Origin of the sequence: Actinotignum timonense (assembly GCF_900155575.1) — a bacterium.
Lineage (GTDB): Bacteria > Actinomycetota > Actinomycetes > Actinomycetales > Actinomycetaceae > Actinotignum > Actinotignum timonense.
Map to the genome: position 1 here is coordinate 2,012,392 of NZ_LT706966.1, position 25,548 is coordinate 2,037,939.

Consider the following 25,548-nt stretch of genomic DNA (forward strand, 5'->3'; position numbering starts at 1 on the left):
CTGGTTCAGCCAGCTTCGGCTAAGTCCTAGCCCGGAGCTGCCTCCGGGCTGAGTCCCCGGGCCCAGCCATTGCCAAGCCCACGCTTGTGGCAGGTCAGCGCGCCGGCGCGAGGCGGCGTCGTCGTACTACTTCCCGTTACCCCAGCTGTTCCGCGAGCCGGCCCAGGGCCGCACGCACCACAGCACCGTCGGCCGTACCCCACATACGTGGGAGGGAGGCACGCAAGAACCCGCCGTAACGCGCCGTCACAAGCCGTGGATCCAGAATCGCCACCACGCCCCGATCACCCTCGCTGCGGATCAGGCGCCCGGCCCCCTGCGCCAGCAGCAAAGCGGCATGCGCGGCAGAAACATCCATGAAGCCGTTAAATCCACGCTCATTAGCTCGCCGCGAACGTGCCTGCACCAATGCGTCATTGGGGCGCGGGAAGGGAATCCGATCAATCGTCACCAGGCGGCACGTCAGGCCGGGCACATCCACGCCCTGCCACAGCGAAAGCGTGCCAAAAAGCGAGGCATGCGGATCCGCCGCGAAATCCCTCACAAGCGTGGGCAACTGGTCTTCGCCCTGCAGGAAAATCGGCAGGTCAAGGTGATCACGAGCGAAAGCCGCGGCCTCATTCGCAGCCTTACGGGAAGTGAAAAGGCACAGCGCCCCGCCCCGGGAAGCCTCAATCAACTCCACGAGTTCGCGCAGCGTTTCCTCCCCGTACCCGTCCTTTCCCGGCACGGGCAGGTGGCGCGCAATATAGAGAATACCCTGCTGGTGGTAGGTAAAAGGAGAGCCGACGTCGATTCCCCGCCACGGCCCCTGGCTCGGATACGAAAAACCAATCTGCCGAGCGGCCAGGTCGAAACGCCCGCCAATGGCGAGCGTGGCGGAGGTGAGAATCGCGGGGCGCGCCTCAAAAAGAGTATCCGCCAGCGGCGCGGACACGTCGAGAGGCGCCGCGCACAAACTCGACCGCCCCTCCAGATCACGGGATACCCACACGACGAGAGAGCCGTTCGCCACCTCGTCACTGACCATCGCACTCACCATATCAACGCAGGTAGAAAGCCGGTGGCGCACCACCGCTTTCGTTGCGGCATCCGATTCGGTACTACCGGGCAGAGCTGCGACGTCGTTTTCCACCAGCTGCAATTCACGCAATAGCAACATAAGAGCGTCCTGCAGGGGCGCCGGAAGGGAAGTGAGGCGACCTTCCTCCAGCTCATCAAGAATATCGACGACGCCGTTACGGGCCCGTTCGATCCCATCAGCCAAGATTTTTTCGCGGCGCAGTAGGCGCGCCAATCCCGTGATCTCGCCGTGGGAGAGCGCGAAGGTGAGTTGGCTGGTGACCCGGTCAGCCAGATCATGGGCTTCGTCCACAACGAAAGCATCTACGTCCGGGAGCACCGGGGTGCCCGAGCTATGCACGCCCAACATCGCATGATTGGTAATGACGATATCTGCCTCGGCAGCCTCGGTGCGGGCGCGCACCGGGAAGCACACCTCGCGCAGCGGGCACTTCACGCCCACACATTCGGGTTTACTCAAGGAGACTTGGCGCCAGGCACGCTCCGAGACACCGGGAACAAGATCATCACGGTCCCCGGTCTCGGTTTCCGCGGCCCATTCGCGCAAGCGCATCACTTCTTCGCCGGTTGCGCTGGCGCCGTATTCCCCTTCGGCGCGGCTGACTAGGGCATCATCCTCCGGGTAGCCGCCGTGGACTTTACGCAAACATACGTAATTATTCCAGCCTTTGAGCAGGGCAATATGCGGTTCGTGGCCGGTCACGGCGCTGACGGCCCGCGCCACTCGCGGCGCGTCCTGCCCCACGATCTGGCGCTGCAAGGCGAGGGTGGCGGTGGAAACAGCCGCGCGCTGGCCGGTGCGCACCGACCATTCCATGAGCGGGACCAGGTAGCCGATAGATTTCCCGGTGCCCGTCCCGGCCTGAATCAGCAGGTGGGAGGAGTCCTCCAGCGCGGTGGCGGTCTCCTCGACCATGCGATTCTGCCCCTCGCGGACCGCTCCCCCGAGATCCGCGACCACCAGCTCGAGGATCTCGGTTAGTTCTTTCCTCATGCCCGTATCCTGGTGGGCACGTCTGTTTGGGCACCCCAGCGGGCCTCAATCTGACCCGCAATATTTGCCCGTACCCGCGCGTGGATGCGGGTTCCGGTGGGCAGATACTCAAGTTCTTCCAGGAGTTCCCCTTCTTCCAGGATCCGTGAAACAAGATCGCCGCGCTCGAAGGGAATGACCGCGTCGATTTCAATATTCGGGTGGGGCAGTTCTTCTTCGATGCGCGCGAGGAGTTCATCAATACCCGCCCCGGTGTGGGAAGACACCGCGATAGCGGACGGGTAACGGGAACGCAGCGCGGTTAGATCGACCGGATCGGCAATATCGGCTTTGGAGAGCACAATAATTTCCGGAATATCGCGGGCCCCGGGCACATCGGCGAGCACCTCGTGCACAGCGGTGACCTGCGCGACCGGATCCGCATTGGAGGCATCCACGACGTGGAGGAGGACATCCGCCCCGTCCACTTCCTCGAGGGTGGAGCGGAAAGCTTCCACCAGCTGGGTGGGCAGATTCCGCACGAATCCCACGGTATCCGAGAGGGTGAATTCGCGGCCTTCCGGGGTGATGGCTTTGCGGACCGTCGGATCAAGAGTGGCAAAAAGCGCGTTTTCCACCAGAACATTCGCACCGGTGAGCCGGTTGAGCAGCGAGGATTTCCCAGCGTTGGTGTAGCCAACCACCACCACGGAGGGAATCCCGGTACGGCGCCGTTCGGCACGCCGAGTGGAGCGGGCCGGTGCCATCTTTTTGATATCGCGGCGGAGTTTTGCCATGCGTTGGCGGATGCGGCGTCGATCCAATTCGAGCTGGGTTTCACCCGGGCCGCGCGATCCAATGCCGGCACCACCAGCCACCTGCCCGCCGGCCTGCCGCGACATCGATTCACCCCAACCGCGCAGGCGCGGGAGGAGATATTCGAGCTGTGCGAGCTCGACCTGGGCTTTGCCTTCTTTCGATTGGGCATGCCGCGCGAAAATATCGAGGATGAGCGCGGTGCGGTCGATCACTTTGACATTGACGATATCTTCGAGGGCGCGCCGCTGGGAGGGCGCGAGCTCGGTATCGACAATGACAGTATCGGCTTCCTGGGCTTCGACCATCGCGGCGAGTTCGCGTGCCTTGCCGGCGCCCAGGTAGGTGGCGCGGTCGGGTAACGCGCGGCGCTGGATTACTCCGGCCAGTACCGTTGAGCCGGCGGTATCCGCCAGTGCGGCGAGCTCACGCAGGGATTCTTCGGCGCGGGGGCGGTTCTCAGAAAAGACTCCCACGAGGATGACTCTTTCGAGGCGAACTTGGCGGTATTCAACATCGATGCCTTGTTCGCGTTCGATACCGCGCGCCAGGCCTTCTACTTCCTGGAGGCCGGTGTGGTCACGGTGGATGCTATCGGTATTGGCCTGCCAGGCGGTATCGGCTTGGAGTACCGTGCCGCGGCGGGTGGAGATATCGACATCACCGACGTGGTGCTTGTGTTCATGTACTTCGTTGCTAATGGCCACGTTCTCCTTTGTATTCGCTTTTATTTTCTCACGTTGCGCCGGAGTTTCCTACCGGGAAGTGGCGCGCGTGCTTCGGGTATGTGCGCGGGATCTTTCGCGGGAGTTTGCGCGACAGTTTGCGCGACAGTTTCCGCGCCGCTGCACGCTCCTTTAAGCTGGTGTTATGACTTCGCACTACTTTTCAGAGCATCCGGATACCGCGAGTAATGCGCGCACCCTCGAGGTAACGATCCGCGGGCGGGACTATTCCGTTACGGTCGACGACGGCGTCTTTTCCGGCGGTGGCCTCGATAAAGGCACCGCAGTGCTCTTACGAAAAGTGCCCGAGCCGGAGCTGGAGCCGGGCGATATCGCGGTGGATCTCGGGTGTGGCTGGGGGCCGATCACCTTGGCTTTGGCCGCCGAGGCACCTCAGATTATCGCGGTGGATGTGAATGAGCGGGCGCGCGAGCTGACCCGCGTCAATCTTGAAGCGAATGGCTTGCGAGGCGAGGTGTTGGCTCCGGATGAGGCTCTAGAACGTTTGGGCGAGAAGTCGATTCGGTTGCTGTGGTCGAATCCTCCTATCCGTATCGGGAAAGCTGCCCTGCATGAGCTGCTCACCACGTGGTTGGGCCGTCTGAGTGAGGACGGGGAAGCGTATCTGGTTGTGCAGAAGAATCTGGGTGCTGATTCCCTTGCTTCCTGGCTGGTAAACGAGGGGTATCAGTGCGAGAAGATCGGTTCCTCTAAGGGATTCCGGGTCTTGTACGTTCGCCGGTAGTGATACGGGAGCTAACTCGATACTGACGGAAGCGCTCCTTCGGTAACCGCCGCGCCGTTCCTCGGACTCACCGAGTGAGTTTCGTGAGGATGCGCGCGGCTAGCTGAGCTGGCGTGTCCGTACCTGCTTCCAGCCAGGTGATGCGGGGATCGGCCCGGAACCATGAGCGTTGCCGGCGCGCGAGCTTTCGGGTGGCGACACGGATCTCTTCGGTTCCTTCAGCGAGGCCAAGAGTGCCGTCCAGGATGGCCATGGCTTGGGGGTAGCCGGTTGCACGTGATGCGGTGGGGGCTTCCCGCAAGCCGAGGCGTAGCAAGCCGGCGGTTTCTTCCAGGAGCCCCTCCCGCATCATTTCATCAACCCGCACATTAATTGCGGCGTGAAGATCGGCTAATTCCCGGCGAATCGCGAAGATATGCACATCCTGGTAGTGGGAGGTATGGCGCGGAAAACTCGGGGTATAGGGCTTTCCCGTCAGTCGAATAACTTCCAGGGCGCGAATGACGCGGCGTTCATTACGCGTATCGATGGTGGCGTATGCCTGCGGATCGCGTTCCTCTAGCTCCCGCAGGAGCCGGGGATAATCACGGCGGGCTTCCTCCGTAATCGCGGCACGCAACCCGGGATCAGTTCCAGGGAACTGCAATTCGTCAAGAAGCGCAGATACATAGAGCCCCGAACCTCCCACCACCAGCGGAATTTTCCCCGCCGTGGTGATAGCAGCGAGATCCTGCCGGGCATGCTTCTGGTAGGCCGCAACCGAAGCTTCTTCCGCGATATCCAACTCATCAATCTGATGGTGGCGAATTCCGCGCCGCTGGGAAACCGGAAGCTTGGCGGTACCAATATCTAAGCCGCGGTAGAGCTGCATGGCATCGGCGGAGATGATCTCCACTTTTTGCGACCCGCCCAGAAGCTCCGCCAGCTCCAGCGAGACGGATGTTTTTCCGCTCGCGGTGGGGCCCACCACTGCAATAATCACCCGGCCACCGCCTTATCTGCCGCGTAACCGTATTGATCATCATCAGTTTGCTCCGCGGCAAGTTCTTCCGCGGCGCACTCCTCAGCGACGCACTCCTCCGCAGCGCGTTCTTCTAGGAGCACCGCGCGGGCTTGACGGAGCGCCTGGGCGCATTGTTCGGCGGTGAAGCCGCGCCGAGCCAGCATAGCGTAGGTACGTTGGGCGAGCGTTTCCGGTTTCCCTGAGGCGCTGCGTAGCTTCTTGAGAGCAAGCTCCACCGCCGAATCGAGTTCCGCTTCCGGTTCGATATCAGCAAGCACTTCCTCGATAATGCTTGCGTCTACGCCTTTGCGGCGAAGTTCCGCTGAGATGGCACGCCGGGAAGCGTTCTTATCACGCCGGCGAGCCGCCGTGAGCGTGCGCGCAAACTTGGCATCGTCAATATAGCCGGCCGCCTCGAATTCGTGGAGTACCCGCTCAGCCACGGCTTCCGGCACCTGGCGGGTGTGGAGCGCCTGGCTGAGTTGATAGCGGGAACGATCCATCATGCCGAGCTGGCGATAAACAATATCCCGAGCCCGGTGCAGGTGTTCCTCTTCACTCAAGGACTCGAGGTCAGGCCCTCTCCGAGCGCCGCGCCCATATCTACTAGCACCGCGCTGTGAACGGCCGCCGCTACGCGCGTAGCTAGCAGCGCGTGATCGACCGCCGCCGGTATCGGTATCGGTATCGGTATCCGAGTAGTGTGCCACCGCGACCACCTACTTAGAAATCAACGGTTTCCGCGGCATTACCGGTGCTTTTCGCCGATGCGGCCTGCTTAGTACCGCCAGCGCCGGCAGTAGCGCCATCAGCTCCGGCCTTAGCTTCAGTTTCGCTTGCTTCAGCTTCCTCCGGGTCTTCCCTCAGGCCGGCCTTGCGGAGAATTTTATCCTCAATTTCATCACGCAAATCCGGATTATCCATGAGGAATTGGCGGGCCTTTTCTTTACCCTGGCCTAATTGGTCACTCTCATACGTGAACCAGGCACCGGCCTTGCGGATGATATTCAGTTCCACACCAACATCGAGGAGGCTTCCCTCCCGGGAAATTCCCTCACCGTAGATGAGGTCAAATTCTGCCTGCTTGAAAGGCGGTGCCATCTTGTTCTTGACGATCTTGACACGGCAGCGATTCCCCACGGGTTCACTACCGTTTTTAAGGGTCTCAATGCGCCGCACGTCCATACGGACAGAGGCGTAGAACTTGAGGGCTTTTCCACCGGTGGTGGTTTCCGGGTTACCGAACATCACCCCGATTTTTTCACGCAGCTGGTTAATGAAAATGGCGGTGGTGCCCGAGGCGGAGAGCGCACCGGTCATTTTCCGCAGCGCTTGGCTCATGAGGCGTGCCTGCAAGCCAACGTGGGAATCACCCATATCGCCTTCAATTTCGGCCTTGGGAACGAGGGCTGCCACGGAATCGATGACGATGATGTCAATCGCGCCGGAGCGGATGAGCATATCGGCAATTTCCAAGCCCTGTTCTCCGGTATCCGGCTGGGAGACGATCAGCGAATCAGTATCAACGCCCAGAGCCCGCGCATAGATTGGGTCAAGCGCGTGTTCTGCGTCGATAAACGCGGCTATCCCGCCATTGCGCTGTGCGCTAGCAACAGCGTGGAGCGCAACCGTGGTTTTACCCGAAGATTCCGGACCGTAAATTTCCACCACGCGCCCGCGCGGCAAACCACCAATGCCAAGGGCAATATCCAGAGCGATAGATCCGGTAGGAATGACTTCCACCCGCGGACGGACATGGTCACCCAGCCGCATCACGGAGCCCTTACCGAATTGCTTATCAATTTGCGCCAGAGCGGTATCAATTGCTTGTTTGCGATCATCCACTGCGGGGCGCCCGACCGTTTTGGTGCGGGCACTAGCTTTAGCTGCGGCCATATCCCATCCTTACTCACGTTTCCTACAGATCAGGCCTAGGCGAGACACTCCCTCTCCGAGAGGCTCGAGATCACTGTATATCCGGCCTACGACATACTTAGGCGCCGCGAAACTCCTGTGGATAACGCTGACGCCTGAGGATCTGTGGACTATTCTAATACGAACGGTTGTTCGGTACCGCATGGAGGCGGTGTGTCACCCGCTGCATTCGCGCAGCTACTCGCGGGCCGCGAAATCTTCCGGGGTGAGCCGGTGGAGGTAATGGTAGTAATCCGGGAATCCCATCGTCTCGCACACGGCATCCCAGATCCGCTGCGGATCTTCCCCGGCTTCGAGGGCTTGGGCCGGGCTACGGTCACCCAGAGCGGAAAGAACGAGATCTTGGGCTGCGCTTCTCCCGCGCCCGTGCGGGAAAGCACGATCAATATTGAGCCAGAATTCAGATTCGCGCACCGGTGCTTTGCATTCCTTTATTGGTGTGGGGCTTCGATTAGGGCGCCTGGTGAGAAGCGCTCGACACAGCATAACGGCGCGTATCAAGGGAAACTGAAGCTAGGTAGCTAGCTCCGAGCACTCCCGCTTCGCGAGCGGGGCGCTACCTTGACCGCGCCGTTTGCGACGTGGTGTATAGGGATTACTTCGTAGTGGAAAGTTCCCCGCGCATGAGTTCTGCCGGGCTTTCCGGCACGCGCAGGTGAGCCGGGATGCGACCTTCAACCAGGTCAATCCGATCAGCAACCAAGCGCAGCACGTGACTCATGGGCACGTTGAGCGCCCGGCAGATCGAGGCGAGGAGTTCCGAGGAAGCTTCTTTCTGACCGCGTTCGACTTCGGAGAGGTATCCGAGGGAAACACGTGCATCGGAGGAAACTTCCCGCAGGGTACGCCCTTGCCGCTGCCGGTAGGCCCGCAAAACCTCGCCAATCTCTTCGCGAAGGAGAGCGGGTTGGCGTTGTTCAGGACGCACTACGAAATCATTCTTCCGGGTTACGCCGGTACGGGTATCAATTGTCATCACTAACCTCAACGCCTACTTCCTGTTTTTATTCCCCACAGAGCGAAACATCTTCATCGCCTCCGGTGCCAGGCTCGTGGCACGAGGCCATCAAAAGGTTCCACAAATATTAAGCCAGGCGAATCTGAAGATTTACTGGGAGCGAACAGGAGTTAGTCAGGACACAGCTGAATTGGCGCACTGATCGGTTGCGCCGTCGTGCAAAAACGCGGCAAGAAGTTCGACGGCGCCGCGCACCGCCCCGCTCCGTACGTCGCTCCGCCCCCCGGCAATATGGAGCTCGCGCGCCAGGTGCGCCCCGCTCCGCGTGCTCACCGCGATCCACACGGTTCCCGCCGGGTGTCCATCATGCGGGCCGGGCCCGGCTACCCCGGTGGTGGCCATGCCGACATCCGCTCCGGCGACGTCGCATACGCCACGGGCCATCTGGAGCGCAACTTCCCGGTCCACCGGCCCGTGGCTGGCTAAACGCTCGCTGGACACTCCGAGGATGCTGGCTTTGAGGTCGGTGGCATAGCTGACCACTCCCCCGCGCAGCACCGCGGAAACTCCGGGAATGGTGACGAATTGTGCAGTGAGCAGCCCGCCGGTGAGGGATTCCGCGCAGGCGAGGCTGAGGCCGCGTTCGTGCAAGTTCCTCACGCAAGTTTCCGTGAGCGCGGCGAGGTCCGCGGCGCCAGTTGGCTGCGCCGTCGTCATGAGTGCGCCTCGTGGCCGCTACCGCGGGCGATCCGCACCGCATCGCCGACGTACCCGACGGCGGACCACACCGAGAGTACAAGCGCCACCCCGAGGGTGATCCACCCGAGCCACTGGAAAATATCTCCGCCCGGGTGCCCGAGCCACGCAATCCACGGCAGCATGAGGATACCGGCGCCGATGGACTGGGCAAACATTTTGAGTTTGCCAATCCAGCCGGCCGCCATGACCTGTTTGGTCACCACGAGCATCCGCACCAGGGTGATGAAAATTTCGCGGGCGATCATGAGGATAGTGACCCACCACCACAGCCGGTCGTGGAGCGAGAGCATGATGAGCGCCGCCGCGATGAGGCCTTTATCAGCGATGGAATCGGCGAGCTTCCCGAAGTTGGTGATGAGGCCCCGCGAACGCGCCAGCTGCCCATCGAGACGGTCGGTGAACGCGGCGACGGCGAAAACTACCCAGGCCCAGAAACTGCGGGTGGCGGTCGGCTCCCAGAACACCCAGATAAAAACGGGGATGAGGATGATCCGCGCGACCGTCAAAGCATTAGCAATATTGAGGAGGGGCGGCTCGCTCGCCTCCGGAGCGTTCGTGTGAGACATGGCCCTACTTTACCGCCCCGTGAGCTGCCAGGCGTCCTCCCCGGATTCGCCGGCGGGGTCATCGTCGTCGTACCAGGTGGGGGCGGTGCTCTCCGGGTCGTGTGCCAGTGGATCTTCGGCGTAGCGGTTTGCGTACCCGGTACCGGCTCCGGCGCTGTTCGCACCGTTTGCACCGTTTGCGCCATTAGCACCGTTCGCTGTGCCCGCACCGTTTGCGCCGTTCGCACCGTTTCCAGCGTAGGCGCCGTTAGCACCGTTCCCGGCGTTCCCGCCGTCCGCACCGTGCCCCGTTGCCGCGCCGCCTGCCCCGCCGGCAGATCCAGCTCCCGGAGCACCGACGCCAGGTGCCCCAGCTCCGGCCCCGGTTTCCACCTCGCTCGGTTCGTCCTCGTAAATAGAGTCGCGTTCTCCGCGCAGCATGGCGAGGGCATCCTCCACCAATTCCGGGGCCACCAGCACGTCGCGGGCTTTGGAGCCTTCGGAGGGCCCCACGATTTCGTATTGTTCGAGCAGGTCCATCATCCGCCCCGCCTTGGCAAACCCGATGCGCAATTTGCGTTGCAGCATGGAGGTGGATCCGAATTGGGTGGTGATCACGATTTCCGCGGCCTGGAGCAGAATATCGAGGTCCTCGCCGATTTCTTCACGCTGTTTCTTTTCGCGCCCGGCGGCTTCCACCGTTTCTTGGAAATCTTCGCGGTACTGGGGGCGTAACTGTGTTTTCACGTGCTCGACAACGCGCTCAATTTCCGCCTCGTCCACCCAGGCACCCTGGAGGCGAATTGGCTGGGCACCGCCCGGCATGAAGAGGGCGTCGCCCTGGCCAATGAGTTTCTCCGCCCCGCCCTGATCGAGGATGGTGCGCGAATCTGCCAGCGAGGAGGTCATAAAGGCCAGGCGGGAGGGGATATTTGCTTTGATGAGGCCGGTGACCACGTCCACGGAGGGACGCTGGGTGGCAAGCACCAGGTGAATACCGGCGGCGCGCGCCAGCTGGGTGATGCGCTGGATGGAGGATTCCACGTCGCGCGGCGCCACCATCATCATGTCAGCCAATTCGTCCACCACGACCAGCAGGTAGGGGTAGGGCTGGAGGGTACGGTGCGGATCGTGTGCCTTAACGGTGCCCGCCCGTATCGCCTCGTTGAAATCGGTGATGTTCTTGAAGCGGTAGGACTGCATATCGTCGTAGCGCGCATCCATCTCCTTGACCACCCATTCCAGCGCCTCGGCGGCCTTCTTCGGGTTGGTGATAATCGGGGTGATGAGATGGGGAATACCCGCGTAAATCGTCAGCTCCACGCGCTTGGGATCCACGAGGATCATCCGAACTTCGTCCGGGGTGCAGCGCATAAGTACCGAGGTAATCATTGAGTTAATGAACGATGACTTTCCCGCGCCGGTAGCGCCCGCCACCAGCAGGTGCGGCATTTTTGCCAGGTTGGTGACCACGAACTGCCCACGCACATTCTTCCCCACTGCCACAGTGAGGGGATGGTGGTCACGGCGCGCCACGTCGGAAGCCAAAACATCACCTAGCTGCACCACTTCACGGTCCGCATTGGGAATCTCAATACCGATCGCGGATTTACCCGGAATGGGGGAAAGAATACGCACATCGGCGCTCGCCACCGCGTAAGCAATATTTTTCGAGAGCTGGGTGATGCGCTCGACTTTAACGCCCGGCCCCAGCTCCACTTCGTACTGGGTAACCGTCGGTCCGCGCGAAAAGCCGACCACCTGCGCATCCACCCCGAAATCGGTGAAGACCTGGGTGAGCGCGGCAACAACGCGATCATTCGCCTCGGTGCGTTCGGGATGCACCGCCCCGCGTTTGAGCAAATCCGGGGAGGGCAGCTCATACAAAATACTCGGGTCGAGCGNCCCCGGCGCTTTTTCCGACGGGGCGGGCCCCGCCCCGTTTGGGTCTTCGTCCCTGCCCTCTGAAACACATCAGAGGGTGATAAAGACAAAGCCATTGGCGCCGCTGGCACCGTCTGCCCAGGCGGCCCCAGCCGCCCCGTCCGCCCCGTTCCCGCCGTCACTGGAGGCGGGATCGGTAGCTGCGTCGTCGTGCTCAGAAGAAGCCCCGGACAGTGCCGCATCCAAGTAACTGCGCGCGGTTTTCTTGCCGCGCCGCGACGTGCGCCCGGCGCTGGGGAGCCGGGTGGTGTTCTCCGCCGCGTCAATATCATGCGGGGAATCGTAGGGAACCGAGGCGGAATGCCCGCGGTTGGCGATCTCCTCCCCCGCATCAAGCTGGCGCTGTTCGCGCCGGTCCCGAATGGTGGCGGCAATATCCGCCATGGAGACGTCGGCGATATAGAGCCCGGCCCACAAAATAATAATGACGAGGATGGGAACAGCGCCCCACGGGGAGAACAGCATCTCGAGGACGCCCCCGCCGAGCCAGCCGATCAGGCCGCCGGCGTTTTCTACGTCCGCGAAGTGGTCGGCCGGGCTGCGCGGTTGTTTCACAACGTGAATAATGCCGGCCAGGCACACCACGATAATCAACACGCCCAGCAGTACCCGCCGGTGTTCATTCCCGCGCGCCGGGACCACCAGCCTGNGCAAGGCCCCCCACAATAACCAACCCGCCCAGCAGTCCCCGCCGGTGTTCATTCCCGCGCGCCGGGACCACCAGCCTGATAGCGAGGGCCAGGAAAACGGCGGGAATAAGAACGGAGAGCAGCCCGAAGATACCTGCGGTGGCGTGGTGAATAACACCGCCGAGCACCCCGGAAATATTGAACCATTCGCGCAGTGCCACAATAACCGCGAGACCGAGGAACGTCGCCACGAGGGCGTTGCGCACATTCCCCGTCAGCTGGCGCCCCTCCGCCCGCTCCATACCCGCACCGTTAGCGGACGGTGCGGTACGGCGGGACGGACGGCGCGCGGGCGCCGTCGTCTCTTTCTCGGTTTTTTTGACACGTCGCTGAAACTTCACATCAAAAGCCTAGCCTTTGTGCAAAAAGTTGCCCCTCCCGGCGCGCCGCATGCGAGAGGGACTACACCTCCACGACGGTCGGAATAATCATGGGCGAACGGCGCAATTTACGCGAGACCCAGCGCCCCACCACGCGCCGCATGGCCTGCTGCATCCCGTAGCTATCCGAGCCCTTCGCCACGGCTTCTTCCAGGGCACGCGTGACTTCCGGAGTGATGCTGTCAAAGACGGTTTCATCTTCGGCCATGGCGCGCGCCTGGAGGTGCGGGCCGGTAACGATGCGCCGCGCATTGGTATCCACCACCGCGAAAATAGCAATAAAGCCTTCGTTGGAGAGGATCTGGCGGTCCTTGAGTTCGGATTCGGTAATATCCCCGACCGACGAGCCGTCCACGTAAATATTCTGGAAAGGCACCGAGCCGACAAGGCGAACTTCGCCGTCGATCATATCGATAACCGAACCGTTTTCCGCCAGAATCACATTATCGGCAGGCACCCCGGTTTTCACCGCGACACCGGCATTAGCGACCTGGTGGCGCACCTCCCCGTGAATGGGCATGGCGTAGGCCGGCTGCAAAATGTTGTAGCAGTAGAGCAATTCGCCCTGGGCGGCGTGCCCCGATACGTGCACCCGCGCATTTCCCTGGTGGATAACATTCGCGCCGAGCTTGATAAGCCCGTTGATCACCCGGAACACCGAATTTTCGTTTCCGGGAATAAGCGAGGAAGCCAGCAGCACCGTATCCCCGGGATTAATCGCCACCTTGGGGTGGGAACGATTCGCGATGCGGGAAAGCACCGCCATGGGTTCGCCCTGGGAGCCGGTGGACATGTAGATGCGGCGGTTTTCGGGCAGGTCCTTCATATTTTTGAGATCGACGACGGTGCCCTCTGGCACGTCCAAATACCCCAGGTCCTCCGCAATTTTCATATTGCGCACCATGGATCGGCCCACGAAGGCAACCTTGCGCCCATTGTGGGCCGCGGCGTTGAGGACCTGCTGGACCCGGTGCACGTGCGAGGCGAAGGAGGCGACGACGATCTGCCCGGTGGCCCCGCCGATCACCGAATCGATCACCGGCTGAATTTCCGACTCGGAATGCACAAAACCGGGGATTTCCGCGTTGGTGGAATCGCACATGAACAAGTCCACGCCTTCATCCCCGGCCGCTGCGAATGCACGCAGGTCGGTGAGGCGCCCGTCCAGCGGGAGCTGGTCCATCTTGAAATCACCGGTGATGAGAATATTGCCCTCCGGGGTGCGGATGAACAGGGCCAGCGCATCCGGAATGGAATGGTTGACGGCAATGAACTCAAATTCCATGCCCGCGATACTCATGGAATCCCCTTCGGCCACCACGGTGACATTCGGGGTGATGTGGTGCTCCTGGAGTTTCGCCTCCACGAAAGCAATGGTCAATTGGGAGCCGATCACCGGGATATCCGGGCGCATTTTCAGCAGGTAGGGCACCGCCCCGATATGGTCTTCATGCCCGTGGGTGAGCACGATGGCGGCAATATCCTCGAGGCGATCTTCCAGGTAGTCAAGATTGGGGAGAATAAGATCAACACCGGGTTGGGCTTCTTCGGGGAACAGCACGCCACAATCGGCAACCACCAGTTTTCCCTGGTATTCAAGAACATTGCAATTGCGGCCAACTTCACCGAGCCCACCTAGGGGAACGATACGAACGGCGTCCCGCAGCGGTGGTACAGATTTCTTCACTTCATCACTCACCCCTGTATTCTCTCACGAAGCGGGGCGCTTCCATAGGTGCTTCATGCCCGGGCGTAAAACTAGTGGCCTGCTAGTCCGCGAGGAGCCCTTCGGCGCGCAGCGCTTCCGCCAGTTCCGCGATCTGCGCCGCGGAGGCTCCCACCAGGGGTAGCCGCAGGGTTGCCGAGGGGATAACCCCGAGGAGCTTGAGCGCCTCTTTGGCCATAACGGCGCCCTGGCCGCTGCCCATAATCGCGGAAATAATATGGCGCTGCGCGGCGGCTTCCCGGCGGGCAGCGGGAAGATCCCCGGCATCGACCTGCTCCACCAGAGCCCGCAAACGCGCCGCAATAACGTGCCCGGCCACCGAAATCACCCCGGAGGCACCGTGGGCGAGCCAGGCGAAATTGAGGGCGTCGTCCCCCGAGTAATACTCCAGGCCGGTGCGCGCCATTTTCACGAAACCGCCCGCCACGTCCCCGGTGGCATCTTTGACGGCGAGGATGCGCGGATGCTCCGCTAGCCGTAGCAGCGTATCCAATTCGAGCCGCACCCCGGTGCGCCCCGGGATGTCGTAAACCATGACGGGCAGATCGGTTGCTTCCGTCACGTTCAAAATATGCTGGTACACGCCCTCTTGGGAGGGGCGGTTGTAATACGGGGCGACGACGAGCAGCCCCTGCGCCCCACTTTTTTCGGCACCGCGGGCAATGCGCACGGCGTGGGCGGTGTCATTAGAACCGGCACCGGCAATGACCATGGCGCGATCCCCCACCGCCGCGCACACTTCCCGCACCAGTACATCTTTTTCGGGCTGGTGCGTGGTGGGAGATTCCCCGGTGGTGCCCGAGAGGAGCAGGGCATCACACCCCTGGTCCACGAGAGTGGTGGCCAGCGCCACCGCGGCATCAACATCCAAGGAGCCGTCGGCGTGGAATGGGGTCACCATCGCAACGCTGACGGATCCGAAACTGCGTGAAGGCAAAGTGTGCTCGTCCATGGGCTCAGCCTATCGTCCCCAGCTCATATACTGCTCTAACCCCACCTGCACGCCCGGATGCTGGTCAATGCCGCGGATAGCGAGAAGCACCCCGGGCATAAACGATTCGCGAGTGAAGGAATCCTGGCGCAAGGTGAGTTGTTCACCCGGGTTGCCCAGCAGCACCGTTTCGTGGGCGTTCAGGCCCCGTAGGCGCACCGCGTGCACCGGGATGCCGGCAATTTTCTCCCCGCGGGCGGGCGCCGGCCCACAGGTCGCATCGGGGGCGGGTGCGCATCCGGCCGCCGCCCGGGCCGCCGCGATTTTCTCCGCGGTGGCGCGCGCCGTTCCCGAGGGAGCATCCACTTTATCGGGATGGTGCATTTCCACCACTTCGACGGATTCGAAATACGGGGCGGCCATTTCCGCGAACATCATGGTGAGCACGGCGCTCAAACCGAAATTCGGGGCGATGAGCACATGGCGCCCCGTTTCCTTGGCCACGGCCTCAATCCGTGCGATTTTTTCCGGAGTCCACCCCGTCGCTCCGACGACGGCGTGGCAGCCGTGAGTCAGGAGGGCTCGCACGGTATCTTCCGTGGCATCGGGAACGGTGAAGTCCACTCCCACAGTGGCGCCCGCCAGGGTCTGGGCGTTGATGGGATCATCCTTGGTGATCCGGGCGGTCAGGTTCATGTCGGGGGCGGCGGTGACGGCGGTGCACACGGTGCTCCCCATCCGTCCCGCCGCTCCCACCACAGCTACGTTGATAGTCATACCGTCCATGCTACGTGGCCTGGATAGACTAGGTGTTATGAGTTTTGGATATGAGCACAGCTCGGAACGTTACGATGCCCGCGGCGGGCGGGACTACCGGGGAGGCCGGGGCCCGCGCGGGGGCCGGGATCGCCAATATGACCGTCGGGATAGGCGGGGCGGGGCGCCCCGTGAACGGCGCGAATTTGCGCGGGTCGAAGGAGACGACGTCGACCTTATCGACCGCCTCCACGAACTGGACGGACGCAATTACCCTGCCTACAAGTCTGTTATCGGCGATTACGACTACGGCATGTACACGGTGCATATTGATCGGGTGCAATCCGATCCCTACGCACCGCCCTCCGCGCTGCGGGTGACCGCCGATCCAGCGAAGGTGGGGATTCCCGCTGATTTGCTCACCACTCCGGAGCAACGCCTGGCTGTTGCTGATTTCCTAGCCCGTACTTTTGCGGAACGCGCCCGCCATTCTCGCGATATTTCCATCGCGAAAGTGGGACAAGAAATTCTGGAGCGCTCCAGCGCCACCGTTTTCGCCAATCACGTGGAGCTGCGTTTCCAATGCCATTTCCCCGCGCAAGGGCGCACGATCCTCGGGCATGCCATGGCCCAAACCGCCGACGAGTACCTTCCCGAGATCATCGAAGCCACGCTCAATTTCTCCTCCGAAGGGGAAGAGTTTGCGGCTCACCGGGACGCGTTACGTAAACATGTGGAAACGTATGAGGATTATCTCGCCCTTCAGGACGTGATTCGGGAGCGCGGCTGGATTGGTTTTATTAACGACGGCGCAGTACTGGTGCGCCGGTCGGGTATTTCCGATCTGCCTTTGAGTGACGCCATTGCTTTCTCCAGCCCGGAAAATTTGCGTGAAAGCGTGCAGCTGCCCCATGCCGGTGAAGTGACCGGTATGCCGGTTATTCCGGGTATTACGGTGATCGTTGGCGGGGGCTACCACGGTAAGTCCACGCTGCTCTCCGCGCTGGAGCGCAGCGTTTACCCGCATATTCCCGGGGATGGGCGCGAGCTGGTCGCCATGGATCCCAGCGCGATGAAGGTGCGTGCCGCCGATGGGCGCTGGGTGACCGGTGTGGATGTCTCAGCTTTCATCAATTCCCTGCCCGATGGCACGGATACCACTGATTTTTCCACCGAAAATGCTTCGGGTTCTACTTCGCAGGCCGCCGCGATTGCCGAGTCCATTGAGGCCGGTTCGCGGGTCTTGCTTATTGACGAGGACACCTCGGCCACAAATCTCATGATTCGTGATGAGCGGATGCGTGCCCTGGTGCCGGCAAACCAGGAACCAATTACGCCTTTTGTGGATCGGATTGCTGGTATGGCGCGCGCCGGTATTTCCACCATTATGGTCATGGGTGGCTCGGGCGATTATTTGGATGCCGCGGATCGGGTGCTCCTCATGGACCACTATGTGTGCCACGATGTTACGGAGCAGGCCCGGGAGGTTGCCGCGGCGCACCCGCGGGAGCGCAATGATATTGCCGAGTTTACGCACCCGGCGCCGCGCTATCCGCTCCCCCTCAAGGCCCACGGGGTCAAGGCGAAAACGAAGTCGCGCGGGGTGGATCTTATTTCTCTGGACCGCGCTGATATTGATCTCAGCGATGTGCCCCAGATTGTGGATCCGGGCCAAACCGCTGCGATTGCCTGGGCGATTCGCTCCCTGACCGATCCCACCCGCGCTCTGTGCCTGCGCGGCAAATACACCGTTCCGGAAGGTATTGCACGCCTGGAGGAGACCATTGCCACGCACGGCCTGGATGCCCTGGGAGCCGGCGAAAAACCGGCCTTCCTGGCCCGGCCGCGCGCGGTGGATATTGCCGCGGCGCTCAACCGCTACCGCACCCTCAAGGTGGTGCACGCCCCGGTGGGCGAGCCGGCCGCGAGCGAGCCCGCGGCGGATGCGAGGGAAGCGCACGAGGCGGAGACTGGGGCGGCCGCGCCGTCGGCGCCGAGCGTGGGCTCCGCACCCAGTGCCCCGTCCGCACCGTCGGCCGAAAGCGCCCCGTCTGCACCATCGAGCGATAGCGCCCCATCCGCGCCTAGCCCGGAGGACGCCGAATAGCCGAAAACCGACTAGCGAACTAGCGGCCCAGCGGAGCGCCCGCTAGTTCTCCGGTCCCACGGTTACGCACGAACGCTGGCCTGCCGCGATGCGGCGGGCCAGCTCGTTTATATCTGCGGCGCGCACGGCGCGGGCACGGCGCAGGTGTTCCTCATGCGAAATGAGGCTGCCACGTACCAGCTCGGAGGTGCCGAGCCGGGTCATGGCGGTGCCCACCCGTTCGGCGTCGAACACAATATCGGCGCGCAGGCGCCGGAAAGCGGATTCCGTTTCTTCTTCGCTCACTCCGTCGCGGGCGAGGCGATCCAATTCGGTCATCATGAGTTCGCGCACGGTGCCCACATTATGCGGGGCGCAACCGGCCGCCAGGCAGAACATGCCGCCTTCGCGGTAGCTGATCGGGAAGGAATAGGTCGAGTAGGCCAGGGCGCGCCGTTCCCGAATTTCCTGGAAAAGCCGCGAGGAGGTTCCTCCGCCCAGAATCGCATTGAGGGCGAGCAAGGTGGGCAGGTCCTCGCTGGTCAAGCTCAACCCCGGCATCCCCACGATAACCGCCGCCTGCTCCACTTCCTTCGGAACGTGCAGCTCGCGCGCTTCCTGGTAGACGATAGGCGGGGCGATACGGCGCGGGTGGGCGTCGCGCTCCGTGCTCAGGTCCCAGCCTCCGGCGCTCAGCGCCTCCACCGCCAGTTCGCATAGCCTTTCGTGATCGACGGCGCCCGCGGCAACCACCACCACTTCATCGGGATGGTAGACCCCGTGATAGTGCTCGAGGAGCGCCTCGTGCTGGAGGGCCCGCACCGTCTGCGCCGTTCCCCCAACGGGGCGCGCCAGCGGGTGATCCCCGAAGACCAGCTGCGGGATTTTTTCCATGGCGGTATCGGTGGCATCGTCGGCATACATGGCGAGTTCTTCGAGGATAACGCCGCGTTCCACCGCGAAATCTTCGGCGCTGAGGGTCGCGCTGGTGAGCATATCGGCGAGGATATCGATGGCCTGGGGCAGGTCCTCGTCAAAAATATGGCCGTGATAGTGGGTGTATTGCTTCGAGGTGGCCGCGTTGAATCCCCCGCCCAGGTAGTCCGTTTCTCGCGAAATATCGAGGGAGCTGCGCCGCTTCGTGCCTTTGAACAGCAGGTGCTCAAGGAAATGGGTGGATCCTTGGGTCTCCGCCACTTCGTCGCGGGACCCGGCGCCCACCCACATGCTGACGTAGGTGGAGTGAATATGGGGCAGGCGGTAGCTGAGGACACGTAGCCCGCCGGGGAGGACGGTGCGGCGTAGGAGTGCGCCGTCGTCGTCAATATTGAGACTGGCGCCCGCGTTAAGCGGAAGGGGCAGTTCGCTATACATCATGGGAATACTTTTCTGGATAGTTACGCAAACTCCCCGAACGTCCGGAAACATTCGGGGAGTTCACTATGCCTTAGCGCCCGTGGGCGCGGGTTTTAGTCTTCGTCCGTGTGGACGGTGCGACGACGCCGCCGCGAACCGCGACTTCCACGCGAACCGCGACTTGAGCTGGAGTCAGCATCGGAGTCGTCTGCCGAGGGTGCGCTGGGCGCCGAGGACTCGCTGCGCCGGCGCGAACGGGAACGCGCCCGGTTCTGCCGCGGGGCGCTCTCCTCCGCTTCGCCGTGAGCGCCGTTATCGCCCTGATCGGAGCTTTCCGCTTCGGCGTTCGCTTCGCCTTCCGGAACGACCGCTTCCAGGGAGATCTTGCCGCGATCATCGATTTCGCCGATTTCGACCTCGACCTTGTCGCCCACATTGAGGACATCTTCCACGTTCTCCACGCGCTTGCCACCCACGAGGCGGCGAATCTGGGAGATGTGGAGGAGGCCGTCGCGGCCCGGGGTGAGGGAGATGAACGCACCGAAAGTGGTGGTCTTGACCACGGTACCCACGTAGCGTTCGCCCACTTCGGGGAGCTGCGGGTTGGCGATGGAATTGACCGTGTCACGAGCGGCTTCCGCGGAGGCGCCGTCGGCAGCACCAATGAAGACGGTGCCGTCATCCTCGATGGTGATTTCCGCGCCGGTATCTTCCTGGATCTGGTTGATCATCTTGCCCTTGGGGCCGATGACTTCGCCGATCTTATCCACCGGGATCTTCACGGTGAGGATACGGGGGGCGGTGGGCGCCATCTCATCGGGGCCGTCAATGGCCTGGTTCATGAGATCGAGGATGGCCAGCCGGGCGTCACGGGCCTGGGACAGCGCCGCGGAGAGGACTTCCGCGGGGATGCCGTCCAGCTTGGTGTCCAGCTGCAGCGCGGTCACGTAGTCGCGGGTGCCGGCCACCTTGAAGTCCATATCGCCCAGGGCATCTTCCGCACCGAGAATATCGGTGAGGGTCACGTACTTGGTTTCCCCGTCAATCTGAGCGGAAATAAGGCCCATGGCGATACCGGCAACCGGGGCCTTGAGCGGCACACCCGCGTTGAGCAGGGACATCGTGGAGGCACACACCGAACCCATGGAAGACGAGCCGTTCGAGCCCATCGTCTCGGAGACCTGGCGGATCGCGTAGGGGAATTCCTCGCGGCTGGGCAGCTGGGATTCCAGCGCCATTTCGGCCAGGTGCCCGTGCCCGATTTCGCGGCGCTTGGGGCTGCCCACGCGCCCGGTTTCGCCGGTGCAGTAGGGCGGGAAGTTGTAGTGGTGGATGTAGCGCTTGTGGGTAATCGGGGAAAGATTATCCAGCGGCTGCTCCATCTTGAGCATATTGAGGGTGGTTACCCCGAGGATCTGGGTTTCGCCACGCTGGAAGATCGCCGAGCCGTGCACGCGCGGCAGCACACCGGCCTGCGCGGAAATCGAACGAATATCGGTGGGGCGGCGCCCGTCCATACGCACGTTTTCGGTGAGGACGTGGCGGCGCATGACTTCCTTGAAGTGGTCATTGACCGCGGCGGCGAGCCCGGGGCCGTCTTCTTCCAGGTTGAACTGGGCATCGGCGGGCACCGTCAGCTCGGAAACGATCTGATCGGTGAGGTCATTGAGTGCGGTATCGCGCTCCACCTTGTCCACAATCCCGAGGATGGTGTTGAAACGATCACCAAGAACATTGCCGACGGCCTCGAACTGGGCGTCGGTGTAATTCGGGAAGAAGGGGTAGTCCGCGGTGGGCTTCCCGCATTCGTTGATGAGGCTGAGCTGCGCTTCGCAGAGGGTGCGGATAACGCCCTTGGCAGCTTCCAGGCCCTGGGTAATAACTTCTTCGGTGGGGGCAATGCCACCGGCGGCCACGTTCGCTTCCGTTTGTTCGGGAGCTTGGGCCTCCACCATGGTGATGGCGACGTCGTCCCCAACAATACGCCCGGCAATATCCATAGAGAAGGTGGCGCGCGCCATTTCCGACCAGCGCGGGAAGGCGATCCACTGCCCGTCCACGAGGGACACGCGGGTGCCACCAACCGGCCCGGCAAAGGGCAGATCCGTCAGCGAGGTGGACAGGGACGCGGCGTTGATCGCGAGAACGTCGTAGGCATCATCCGGGTGGATGGAGAGCACGGTTTCCACGATCTGCACTTCGTTACGCATGCCCTTGGTGAAAAGCGGGCGCAGCGGGCGGTCGATGAGGCGGGCGGCCAGAATGGCGTCCGTACCGGGCCTGCCTTCGCGGCGGAAGAAGGAACCGGGAATTTTACCTGCTGCGTAGGAGCGTTCTTCCACATCCACCGTCAGCGGGAAGAAATCGAAGTGTTCCTTCGGGCTTTTCGAAGCGGTGGTGGCGGAGAAAACGGTGGTTTCCCCGTCCAGGTAGGCCAGGGCGGCGCCGTTGGCCTGCTGGGCTAGCAGCCCGGTTTCGAAACGGATAGTACGTGTTCCAAAGGAGCCGTTATCAACAACGGCTTCCACACTATGAATATTGGGACCCTCCACGGGACCTCCTTTTATTTCGGCCGCGAGGCGGCCATCAGTGGTAATTCACGAAAACGGGCCCTAGCGTTCCCGCCTTCGTCAACCATCACCGAAGACCACGTTCGCGGTACTCCACATGTTGGGGTGCGTAGGCGCACCGCACCCTGTCTATCGTAATGCCCGAGCAAGCAGCTGAGCGCCGCGCACAGTTCACTTGCGGCGATGCTGAGCCACTTCTCACGCCTGCGGGCATACGGAAAGCGGCCCGGGATGAAACCCGAGCCGCTTTAAGTACTTATCGACGCAAGCCGAGGCGTGCGATCAGCGACCGGTACCGCTCGATATCTTCCTCAGCGAGGTAGCTGAGAAGGCGGCGGCGCTGGCCGATAAGAAGCATGAGGCCACGACGCGAATGGTGGTCGTGGATGTGCGAGCGGAAGTGCTCCGTCAGCTGCGAAATACGAGCCGAGAGCAGCGCCACCTGCACTTCGGGGGAACCGGTATCGCCCTCGTGCGTGGCGTATTCGGCAATGATCTTCTGCTTTTCTTCAGGCTTGAGGGCCATGCGATTCTCCTTAGTTTCCGTTGCACGGAGCTCCGGGGCATGTTCTCCCAGGCATGACGCTACCGTGGCCGATGTAAACGGCCTAAAAATTCTAGCACACGGCGACGACGCCCCGCACTGGCGTATCCGCCAGTGCGGGTGTGGCCTTCCCCGCTTTCCCTTTGCCGCTCGGTGGTGGTGACCGGACGGTGGGGCCTGACGGGCCTGACGGGGCTGACGGGGCTGACCGGGCGGTGGGGGTGGCGGGGCTGACGGGGCTGACCGGGCGGTGGGGCCGGCGGGGCGCTACGAGCGGTCCACGAAGCCGCTGAGCACCATATTGACGAGGGAGACCACAATCCCGCCGAAGAGCGCCGCCCAGAAGCTGCCCACCACCAGGTGCACCGCCAAACCCTGGGAGGCCCAGGCGGTAAGCGAGATCATCGCTGCGTTAATCACCAGGGAGAATAGCCCGAGCGTGAGGATATAGAGCGGGAAGGACAGGAACTTCAAGATCGGGCGGATGACAGCGTTGAGAATGGCAAGAATGAGGCCAGCCACCACAAACCATCCGATAAGACGGAGGGTATCGGGGGCCTCCCCCACCATTGCCAGACCGGGAATGAGGAGCGTGGCCACCCACAGCGCAACAGCATTGATGGCGACGCGAAGAGCGAATGTACTCATGCACTTACCCTAGCGAATGCGACCCGCCGTTTGCTGACGGCGCAGGCGGCGCTAGGCTTGCACGGCGCCGGGTGGGACGCGGCCGGCGGGCGGAACACCCAGGCGATCCGCTGTTTCTAAAACGTCAAGGTCGATGCGGGCCAGCAGTTCGTCCACCGATCCGAATGTGAGCATGGGGCGGATGCGGGAGACGAAATCGATACTGATGGGCTCCCCGTAGAGATTGAGGTCGCTACGCCCGAGCACGTGGGCTTCCACGGTGCGTTCCTGGCCATCGAATTGGGGATTGGTGCCCACGGAGATGGCGGCCGGGAGGTATTCTTCAGCGCTGCCGCCCGGCACACGGCGCACCAGCCACCCCGCGTAAACGCCGTCAGCCGGAACTTCACCCAGGTCATCCCCGCTGAGATTCGCAGTGGGGAATCCCAATTCGCGCCCGCGGCGCGCCCCGTGTACCACGGTGCCGTGGATACGGTGCGGGCGCCCCAGGATCTGCGCGGCGTGATCAACGTTGCCGGTGGCGAGCGCGGCGCGCACCCGGGTGGAGGACCACCGTTCCCCCGCCGCATCGCACCGCTCACCTACGATTTCCACGCCGAAGCCCAGCTCCGTGCTGAGGGATCGTAGCACCGCCTCGTCCCCGGTGTTCCCCGCCCCGAAGCGGGCATCATGTCCGACCACCACGAAGCCGGCCCGGAGTTGGCCCACCAGCTGGTCCCGTACAAATTCTGCGGCGGTGGCGCGGGCGTAGGCGGCGTCGTAATGCTGAAGGTAGAGCGCATCCACACCCAGCGTTTCAATGCGGTTAATGCGATCTTGCAGGCTCATAACGAGGCGGATATGTGCCTCGGGGCGGTGGACGGTGGCCGGATGGGGATCAAACGTGAGAACAATAACGGGCCAACCGAGTTCCCGGCCAATATCAACGGCGCGGGTGAGCACGGCACGGTGCCCACGGTGGACGCCGTCGTACACCCCGAAGGTCACGACGCTCCGGTCAAAATCCGGCGAAATATCTGAAGGAGATGTCCAAATCTGCACGTTCTCCAGGGTAGCTTATTCGCCCCGTTATCCCACCCGCGCAAAAACCAGAATTTTTTGCGCACCCGGGCTTGACATTTTTATGCCACGGGGCGGGGTCTTCCGCGCCCCGTATGCCCCAAAATCACGGCGATTTTCCAGATAAACTGGTGTGCGAAGAAAGCGTGCGCAGCGTCGGGCAGCCAGGTTACGGTGCCCCGGGCCTGCGCGCAGAACAGCTGTGGCGATGGGAGGCACCAATGGCACGATTTGTGAGCGCCGGTGAAGCGCTTGTGGACATCATTATCCGTGAGGGAGAAAGCGGACCCGGCACCGAGGTCGTGGGCGGCTCACTTCTCAATGTGGCATCCGGCGTCGCCCGGCTCGGCCAGCACGTGGAGCTCGCCACCTGGTTCGGGCGCGATGAGCGCGGGGAACGGATCGCCGCGCAGGCCGCCGCCATGGGTGTGGAGATCGTCCCCGGATCCGACGGCGCCAGCCGCACTACTACCGCGAGCGCCTTCCTCGACGCCGAGGGCCGGGCGCGTTATGAGTTCGACGTCGAATCGGACTTCCCTGAGATCCCGGACCCGGATACGGTGGGCCACCTGCACTGCGGCTCGTACTCTGCGGTGGTGGGTGCCTCGAGCAAGAAGATTTTACGCGCCGTCAAGCGCCAGGCACTGACCGGCACGGTCTCTTACGATCCCAATGCCCGCCCGGATCTTATGGGTTCTCCCGAAAAGGTGCGGGAGAGCATTGAGGAACTGGTGGCGCTGTGCGATGTGGTCAAGGCCTCCGATGAGGACCTTGAATGGCTCTACCCGGGTGAACCGGTGGAGCGGATTATGCGCCGGTGGGTTACCTCCGGGCCGGGCATGGTGGTGGTCACCCGCGGGCCGTGGGGTGCTTATGTCAAGCTGGCCGGGGAGCGCGATATGCTCGTCGTCGATCCGCTCAATGTGGAGCTGGGAGACACGGTGGGAGCCGGTGATTCCTTCATGGCCGGGATGTTGGCCGGGCTTATGGAAGCCGGGCTCCTCGGATCGGTGGAAGCCAAGCAGCGCCTGCGCGCCGCCCACTTCTCCGACGTGCGCCCCGCCCTGCACCAGGCGGTTATTACGGCGGGGCTGACCGTCAGCCATGACGGCGCCTACTCCCCCACTCCCGCGGAGGTCGACACCGTCCGCACCGGCGATCCGGCGCTGCGATAAAAATAATGGGTTAGGAAAACTGCCGGCACCCCAACTGTCCACGCTCCTGCCGAGTGGCACGAGTGCGCAAAAGCGCGCACCGGCGCGCACGCGTGCTGACAGAACAACGGTGGCGCCTGCCGCGGGGAATATCCCGAGCGGC

At 62.6% G+C, this 25,548-nt stretch carries 21 protein-coding genes and 1 pseudogene; 3 read left to right on the forward strand and 19 right to left on the reverse strand.

Translation table 11 applies throughout. From position 1 onward, the window contains the following. Nucleotides 1-136: 136 nt before the first annotated feature. Nucleotides 137-2,077, reverse strand: coding sequence for an ATP-dependent DNA helicase (locus tag CZ322_RS08585; RefSeq protein WP_087070956.1), 1,941 nt, complete (start codon nucleotides 2,075-2,077; stop codon nucleotides 137-139). Then, a complete protein-coding gene (gene hflX, locus CZ322_RS08590; RefSeq protein ID WP_234984520.1) occupies nucleotides 2,074-3,579 on the reverse strand; it encodes a GTPase HflX in 1,506 nt (501 codons plus the stop codon). The genes CZ322_RS08585 and hflX overlap by 4 nt, the downstream gene beginning before the upstream one ends. Before the next feature lie 163 nt (nucleotides 3,580-3,742). Between hflX and CZ322_RS08595 the strand changes: the two genes are divergently transcribed. After that, nucleotides 3,743-4,342: a class I SAM-dependent methyltransferase gene (locus tag CZ322_RS08595; protein ID WP_087070958.1), complete on the forward strand. Its 600-nt coding sequence runs from the start codon at nucleotides 3,743-3,745 to the stop codon at nucleotides 4,340-4,342. A 67-nt stretch (nucleotides 4,343-4,409) separates the two neighbouring features. Here the strand turns inward: CZ322_RS08595 and miaA are convergent, their stop codons facing one another. From miaA to dapB, 12 genes and pseudogenes are all read right to left on the reverse strand, one after another. Further along, nucleotides 4,410-5,324, reverse strand: a complete 915-nt coding sequence (gene miaA, locus CZ322_RS08600; protein ID WP_087070959.1) for a tRNA (adenosine(37)-N6)-dimethylallyltransferase MiaA — start codon at nucleotides 5,322-5,324, stop codon at nucleotides 4,410-4,412. After that, on the reverse strand, nucleotides 5,321-5,908 hold the full coding sequence (locus CZ322_RS08605; RefSeq protein ID WP_087070960.1) for a regulatory protein RecX: 588 nt from the start codon (nucleotides 5,906-5,908) through the stop codon (nucleotides 5,321-5,323). The genes miaA and CZ322_RS08605 overlap by 4 nt, the downstream gene beginning before the upstream one ends. A 160-nt stretch (nucleotides 5,909-6,068) precedes the next feature. Further along, a complete protein-coding gene (recA, locus tag CZ322_RS08610) occupies nucleotides 6,069-7,241 on the reverse strand; it encodes a recombinase RecA (RefSeq protein ID WP_087070961.1) in 1,173 nt (390 codons plus the stop codon). 216 nt (nucleotides 7,242-7,457) lie between these two features. Beyond that, entirely contained in the window at nucleotides 7,458-7,694 is a 237-nt protein-coding gene (locus tag CZ322_RS08615) for a DUF3046 domain-containing protein (RefSeq protein ID WP_234984521.1), read from the reverse strand. A 181-nt stretch (nucleotides 7,695-7,875) separates the two neighbouring features. Next, on the reverse strand, nucleotides 7,876-8,256 hold the full coding sequence (locus CZ322_RS08620) for a helix-turn-helix domain-containing protein (RefSeq protein ID WP_026428564.1): 381 nt from the start codon (nucleotides 8,254-8,256) through the stop codon (nucleotides 7,876-7,878). A 156-nt stretch (nucleotides 8,257-8,412) separates the two neighbouring features. Next, on the reverse strand, nucleotides 8,413-8,955 hold the full coding sequence (locus CZ322_RS08625; RefSeq protein ID WP_087070962.1) for a CinA family protein: 543 nt from the start codon (nucleotides 8,953-8,955) through the stop codon (nucleotides 8,413-8,415). Continuing rightward, a complete protein-coding gene (pgsA, locus tag CZ322_RS08630) occupies nucleotides 8,952-9,563 on the reverse strand; it encodes a CDP-diacylglycerol--glycerol-3-phosphate 3-phosphatidyltransferase (protein WP_087070963.1) in 612 nt (203 codons plus the stop codon). The genes CZ322_RS08625 and pgsA overlap by 4 nt, the downstream gene beginning before the upstream one ends. A gap of 9 nt (nucleotides 9,564-9,572) precedes the next feature. Then, nucleotides 9,573-11,474 (reverse strand): annotated as a pseudogene (locus CZ322_RS10430) (DNA translocase FtsK); the annotation flags it as partial. Between the two features lie 42 nt (nucleotides 11,475-11,516). Further along, nucleotides 11,517-12,128 (reverse strand): hypothetical protein, encoded by a 612-nt coding sequence (locus CZ322_RS10435; RefSeq protein WP_200807187.1) that lies wholly within the window; start codon nucleotides 12,126-12,128, stop codon nucleotides 11,517-11,519. A 449-nt stretch (nucleotides 12,129-12,577) separates the two neighbouring features. After that, nucleotides 12,578-14,254 carry a ribonuclease J gene (locus tag CZ322_RS08640; RefSeq protein WP_087070964.1) on the reverse strand — a complete coding sequence of 559 codons (1,677 nt, stop codon included), beginning with the start codon at nucleotides 14,252-14,254 and terminating at the stop codon, nucleotides 12,578-12,580. 70 nt (nucleotides 14,255-14,324) lie between these two features. Continuing rightward, entirely contained in the window at nucleotides 14,325-15,233 is a 909-nt protein-coding gene (gene dapA, locus CZ322_RS08645; RefSeq protein WP_087070965.1) for a 4-hydroxy-tetrahydrodipicolinate synthase, read from the reverse strand. A gap of 9 nt (nucleotides 15,234-15,242) precedes the next feature. After that, nucleotides 15,243-15,989: a 4-hydroxy-tetrahydrodipicolinate reductase gene (gene dapB / locus CZ322_RS08650; protein WP_087070966.1), complete on the reverse strand. Its 747-nt coding sequence runs from the start codon at nucleotides 15,987-15,989 to the stop codon at nucleotides 15,243-15,245. 37 nt (nucleotides 15,990-16,026) lie between these two features. On the opposite strand from dapB, the gene CZ322_RS08655 reads away from it, so the two are divergent. Then, complete coding sequence (locus CZ322_RS08655) at nucleotides 16,027-18,075, forward strand: ABC-ATPase domain-containing protein (protein WP_087070967.1); 2,049 nt, start codon at nucleotides 16,027-16,029, stop codon at nucleotides 18,073-18,075. 42 nt (nucleotides 18,076-18,117) lie between these two features. Here CZ322_RS08655 and CZ322_RS08660 read toward each other — a convergent pair whose 3' ends face one another. From CZ322_RS08660 to CZ322_RS08680, 5 genes are all read right to left on the reverse strand, one after another. Then, nucleotides 18,118-19,431 (reverse strand): M16 family metallopeptidase, encoded by a 1,314-nt coding sequence (locus CZ322_RS08660; RefSeq protein ID WP_087070968.1) that lies wholly within the window; start codon nucleotides 19,429-19,431, stop codon nucleotides 18,118-18,120. A 92-nt stretch (nucleotides 19,432-19,523) separates the two neighbouring features. After that, nucleotides 19,524-21,962 (reverse strand): polyribonucleotide nucleotidyltransferase, encoded by a 2,439-nt coding sequence (locus CZ322_RS08665; RefSeq protein WP_087070969.1) that lies wholly within the window; start codon nucleotides 21,960-21,962, stop codon nucleotides 19,524-19,526. A 274-nt stretch (nucleotides 21,963-22,236) separates the two neighbouring features. Further along, entirely contained in the window at nucleotides 22,237-22,506 is a 270-nt protein-coding gene (rpsO, locus tag CZ322_RS08670; protein WP_016442511.1) for a 30S ribosomal protein S15, read from the reverse strand. Between the two features lie 285 nt (nucleotides 22,507-22,791). Next, nucleotides 22,792-23,172 carry a phage holin family protein gene (locus tag CZ322_RS08675; protein WP_026428556.1) on the reverse strand — a complete coding sequence of 127 codons (381 nt, stop codon included), beginning with the start codon at nucleotides 23,170-23,172 and terminating at the stop codon, nucleotides 22,792-22,794. A gap of 51 nt (nucleotides 23,173-23,223) precedes the next feature. Continuing rightward, nucleotides 23,224-24,213, reverse strand: coding sequence for a bifunctional riboflavin kinase/FAD synthetase (locus CZ322_RS08680; protein WP_087070970.1), 990 nt, complete (start codon nucleotides 24,211-24,213; stop codon nucleotides 23,224-23,226). 239 nt (nucleotides 24,214-24,452) lie between these two features. On the opposite strand from CZ322_RS08680, the gene CZ322_RS08685 reads away from it, so the two are divergent. Continuing rightward, entirely contained in the window at nucleotides 24,453-25,406 is a 954-nt protein-coding gene (locus CZ322_RS08685) for a carbohydrate kinase family protein (RefSeq protein ID WP_087070971.1), read from the forward strand. Nucleotides 25,407-25,548: the final 142 nt, after the last annotated feature.

Excerpts from the sequence above, each read along its gene's own strand:
- CZ322_RS08585 (WP_087070956.1), bottom strand. The coding sequence starts at position 2,077 with ATGAGGAAAGAACTAACCGAGATCCTCGAGCTGGTGGTCGCGGATCTC.
- CZ322_RS08595 (WP_087070958.1), top strand. The coding sequence starts at position 3,743 with ATGACTTCGCACTACTTTTCAGAGCATCCGGATACCGCGAGTAATGCG.
- recA (WP_087070961.1), bottom strand. The coding sequence starts at position 7,241 with ATGGCCGCAGCTAAAGCTAGTGCCCGCACCAAAACGGTCGGGCGCCCC.
- CZ322_RS08620 (WP_026428564.1), bottom strand. The coding sequence starts at position 8,256 with ATGACAATTGATACCCGTACCGGCGTAACCCGGAAGAATGATTTCGTA.
- CZ322_RS08625 (WP_087070962.1), bottom strand. The coding sequence starts at position 8,955 with ATGACGACGGCGCAGCCAACTGGCGCCGCGGACCTCGCCGCGCTCACG.
- pgsA (WP_087070963.1), bottom strand. The coding sequence starts at position 9,563 with ATGTCTCACACGAACGCTCCGGAGGCGAGCGAGCCGCCCCTCCTCAAT.
- dapA (WP_087070965.1), bottom strand. The coding sequence starts at position 15,233 with ATGGACGAGCACACTTTGCCTTCACGCAGTTTCGGATCCGTCAGCGTT.
- dapB (WP_087070966.1), bottom strand. The coding sequence starts at position 15,989 with ATGACTATCAACGTAGCTGTGGTGGGAGCGGCGGGACGGATGGGGAGC.
- CZ322_RS08655 (WP_087070967.1), top strand. The coding sequence starts at position 16,027 with ATGAGTTTTGGATATGAGCACAGCTCGGAACGTTACGATGCCCGCGGC.
- CZ322_RS08660 (WP_087070968.1), bottom strand. The coding sequence starts at position 19,431 with ATGATGTATAGCGAACTGCCCCTTCCGCTTAACGCGGGCGCCAGTCTC.
- rpsO (WP_016442511.1), bottom strand. The coding sequence starts at position 22,506 with ATGGCCCTCAAGCCTGAAGAAAAGCAGAAGATCATTGCCGAATACGCC.
- CZ322_RS08675 (WP_026428556.1), bottom strand. The coding sequence starts at position 23,172 with ATGAGTACATTCGCTCTTCGCGTCGCCATCAATGCTGTTGCGCTGTGG.
- CZ322_RS08685 (WP_087070971.1), top strand. The coding sequence starts at position 24,453 with ATGGCACGATTTGTGAGCGCCGGTGAAGCGCTTGTGGACATCATTATC.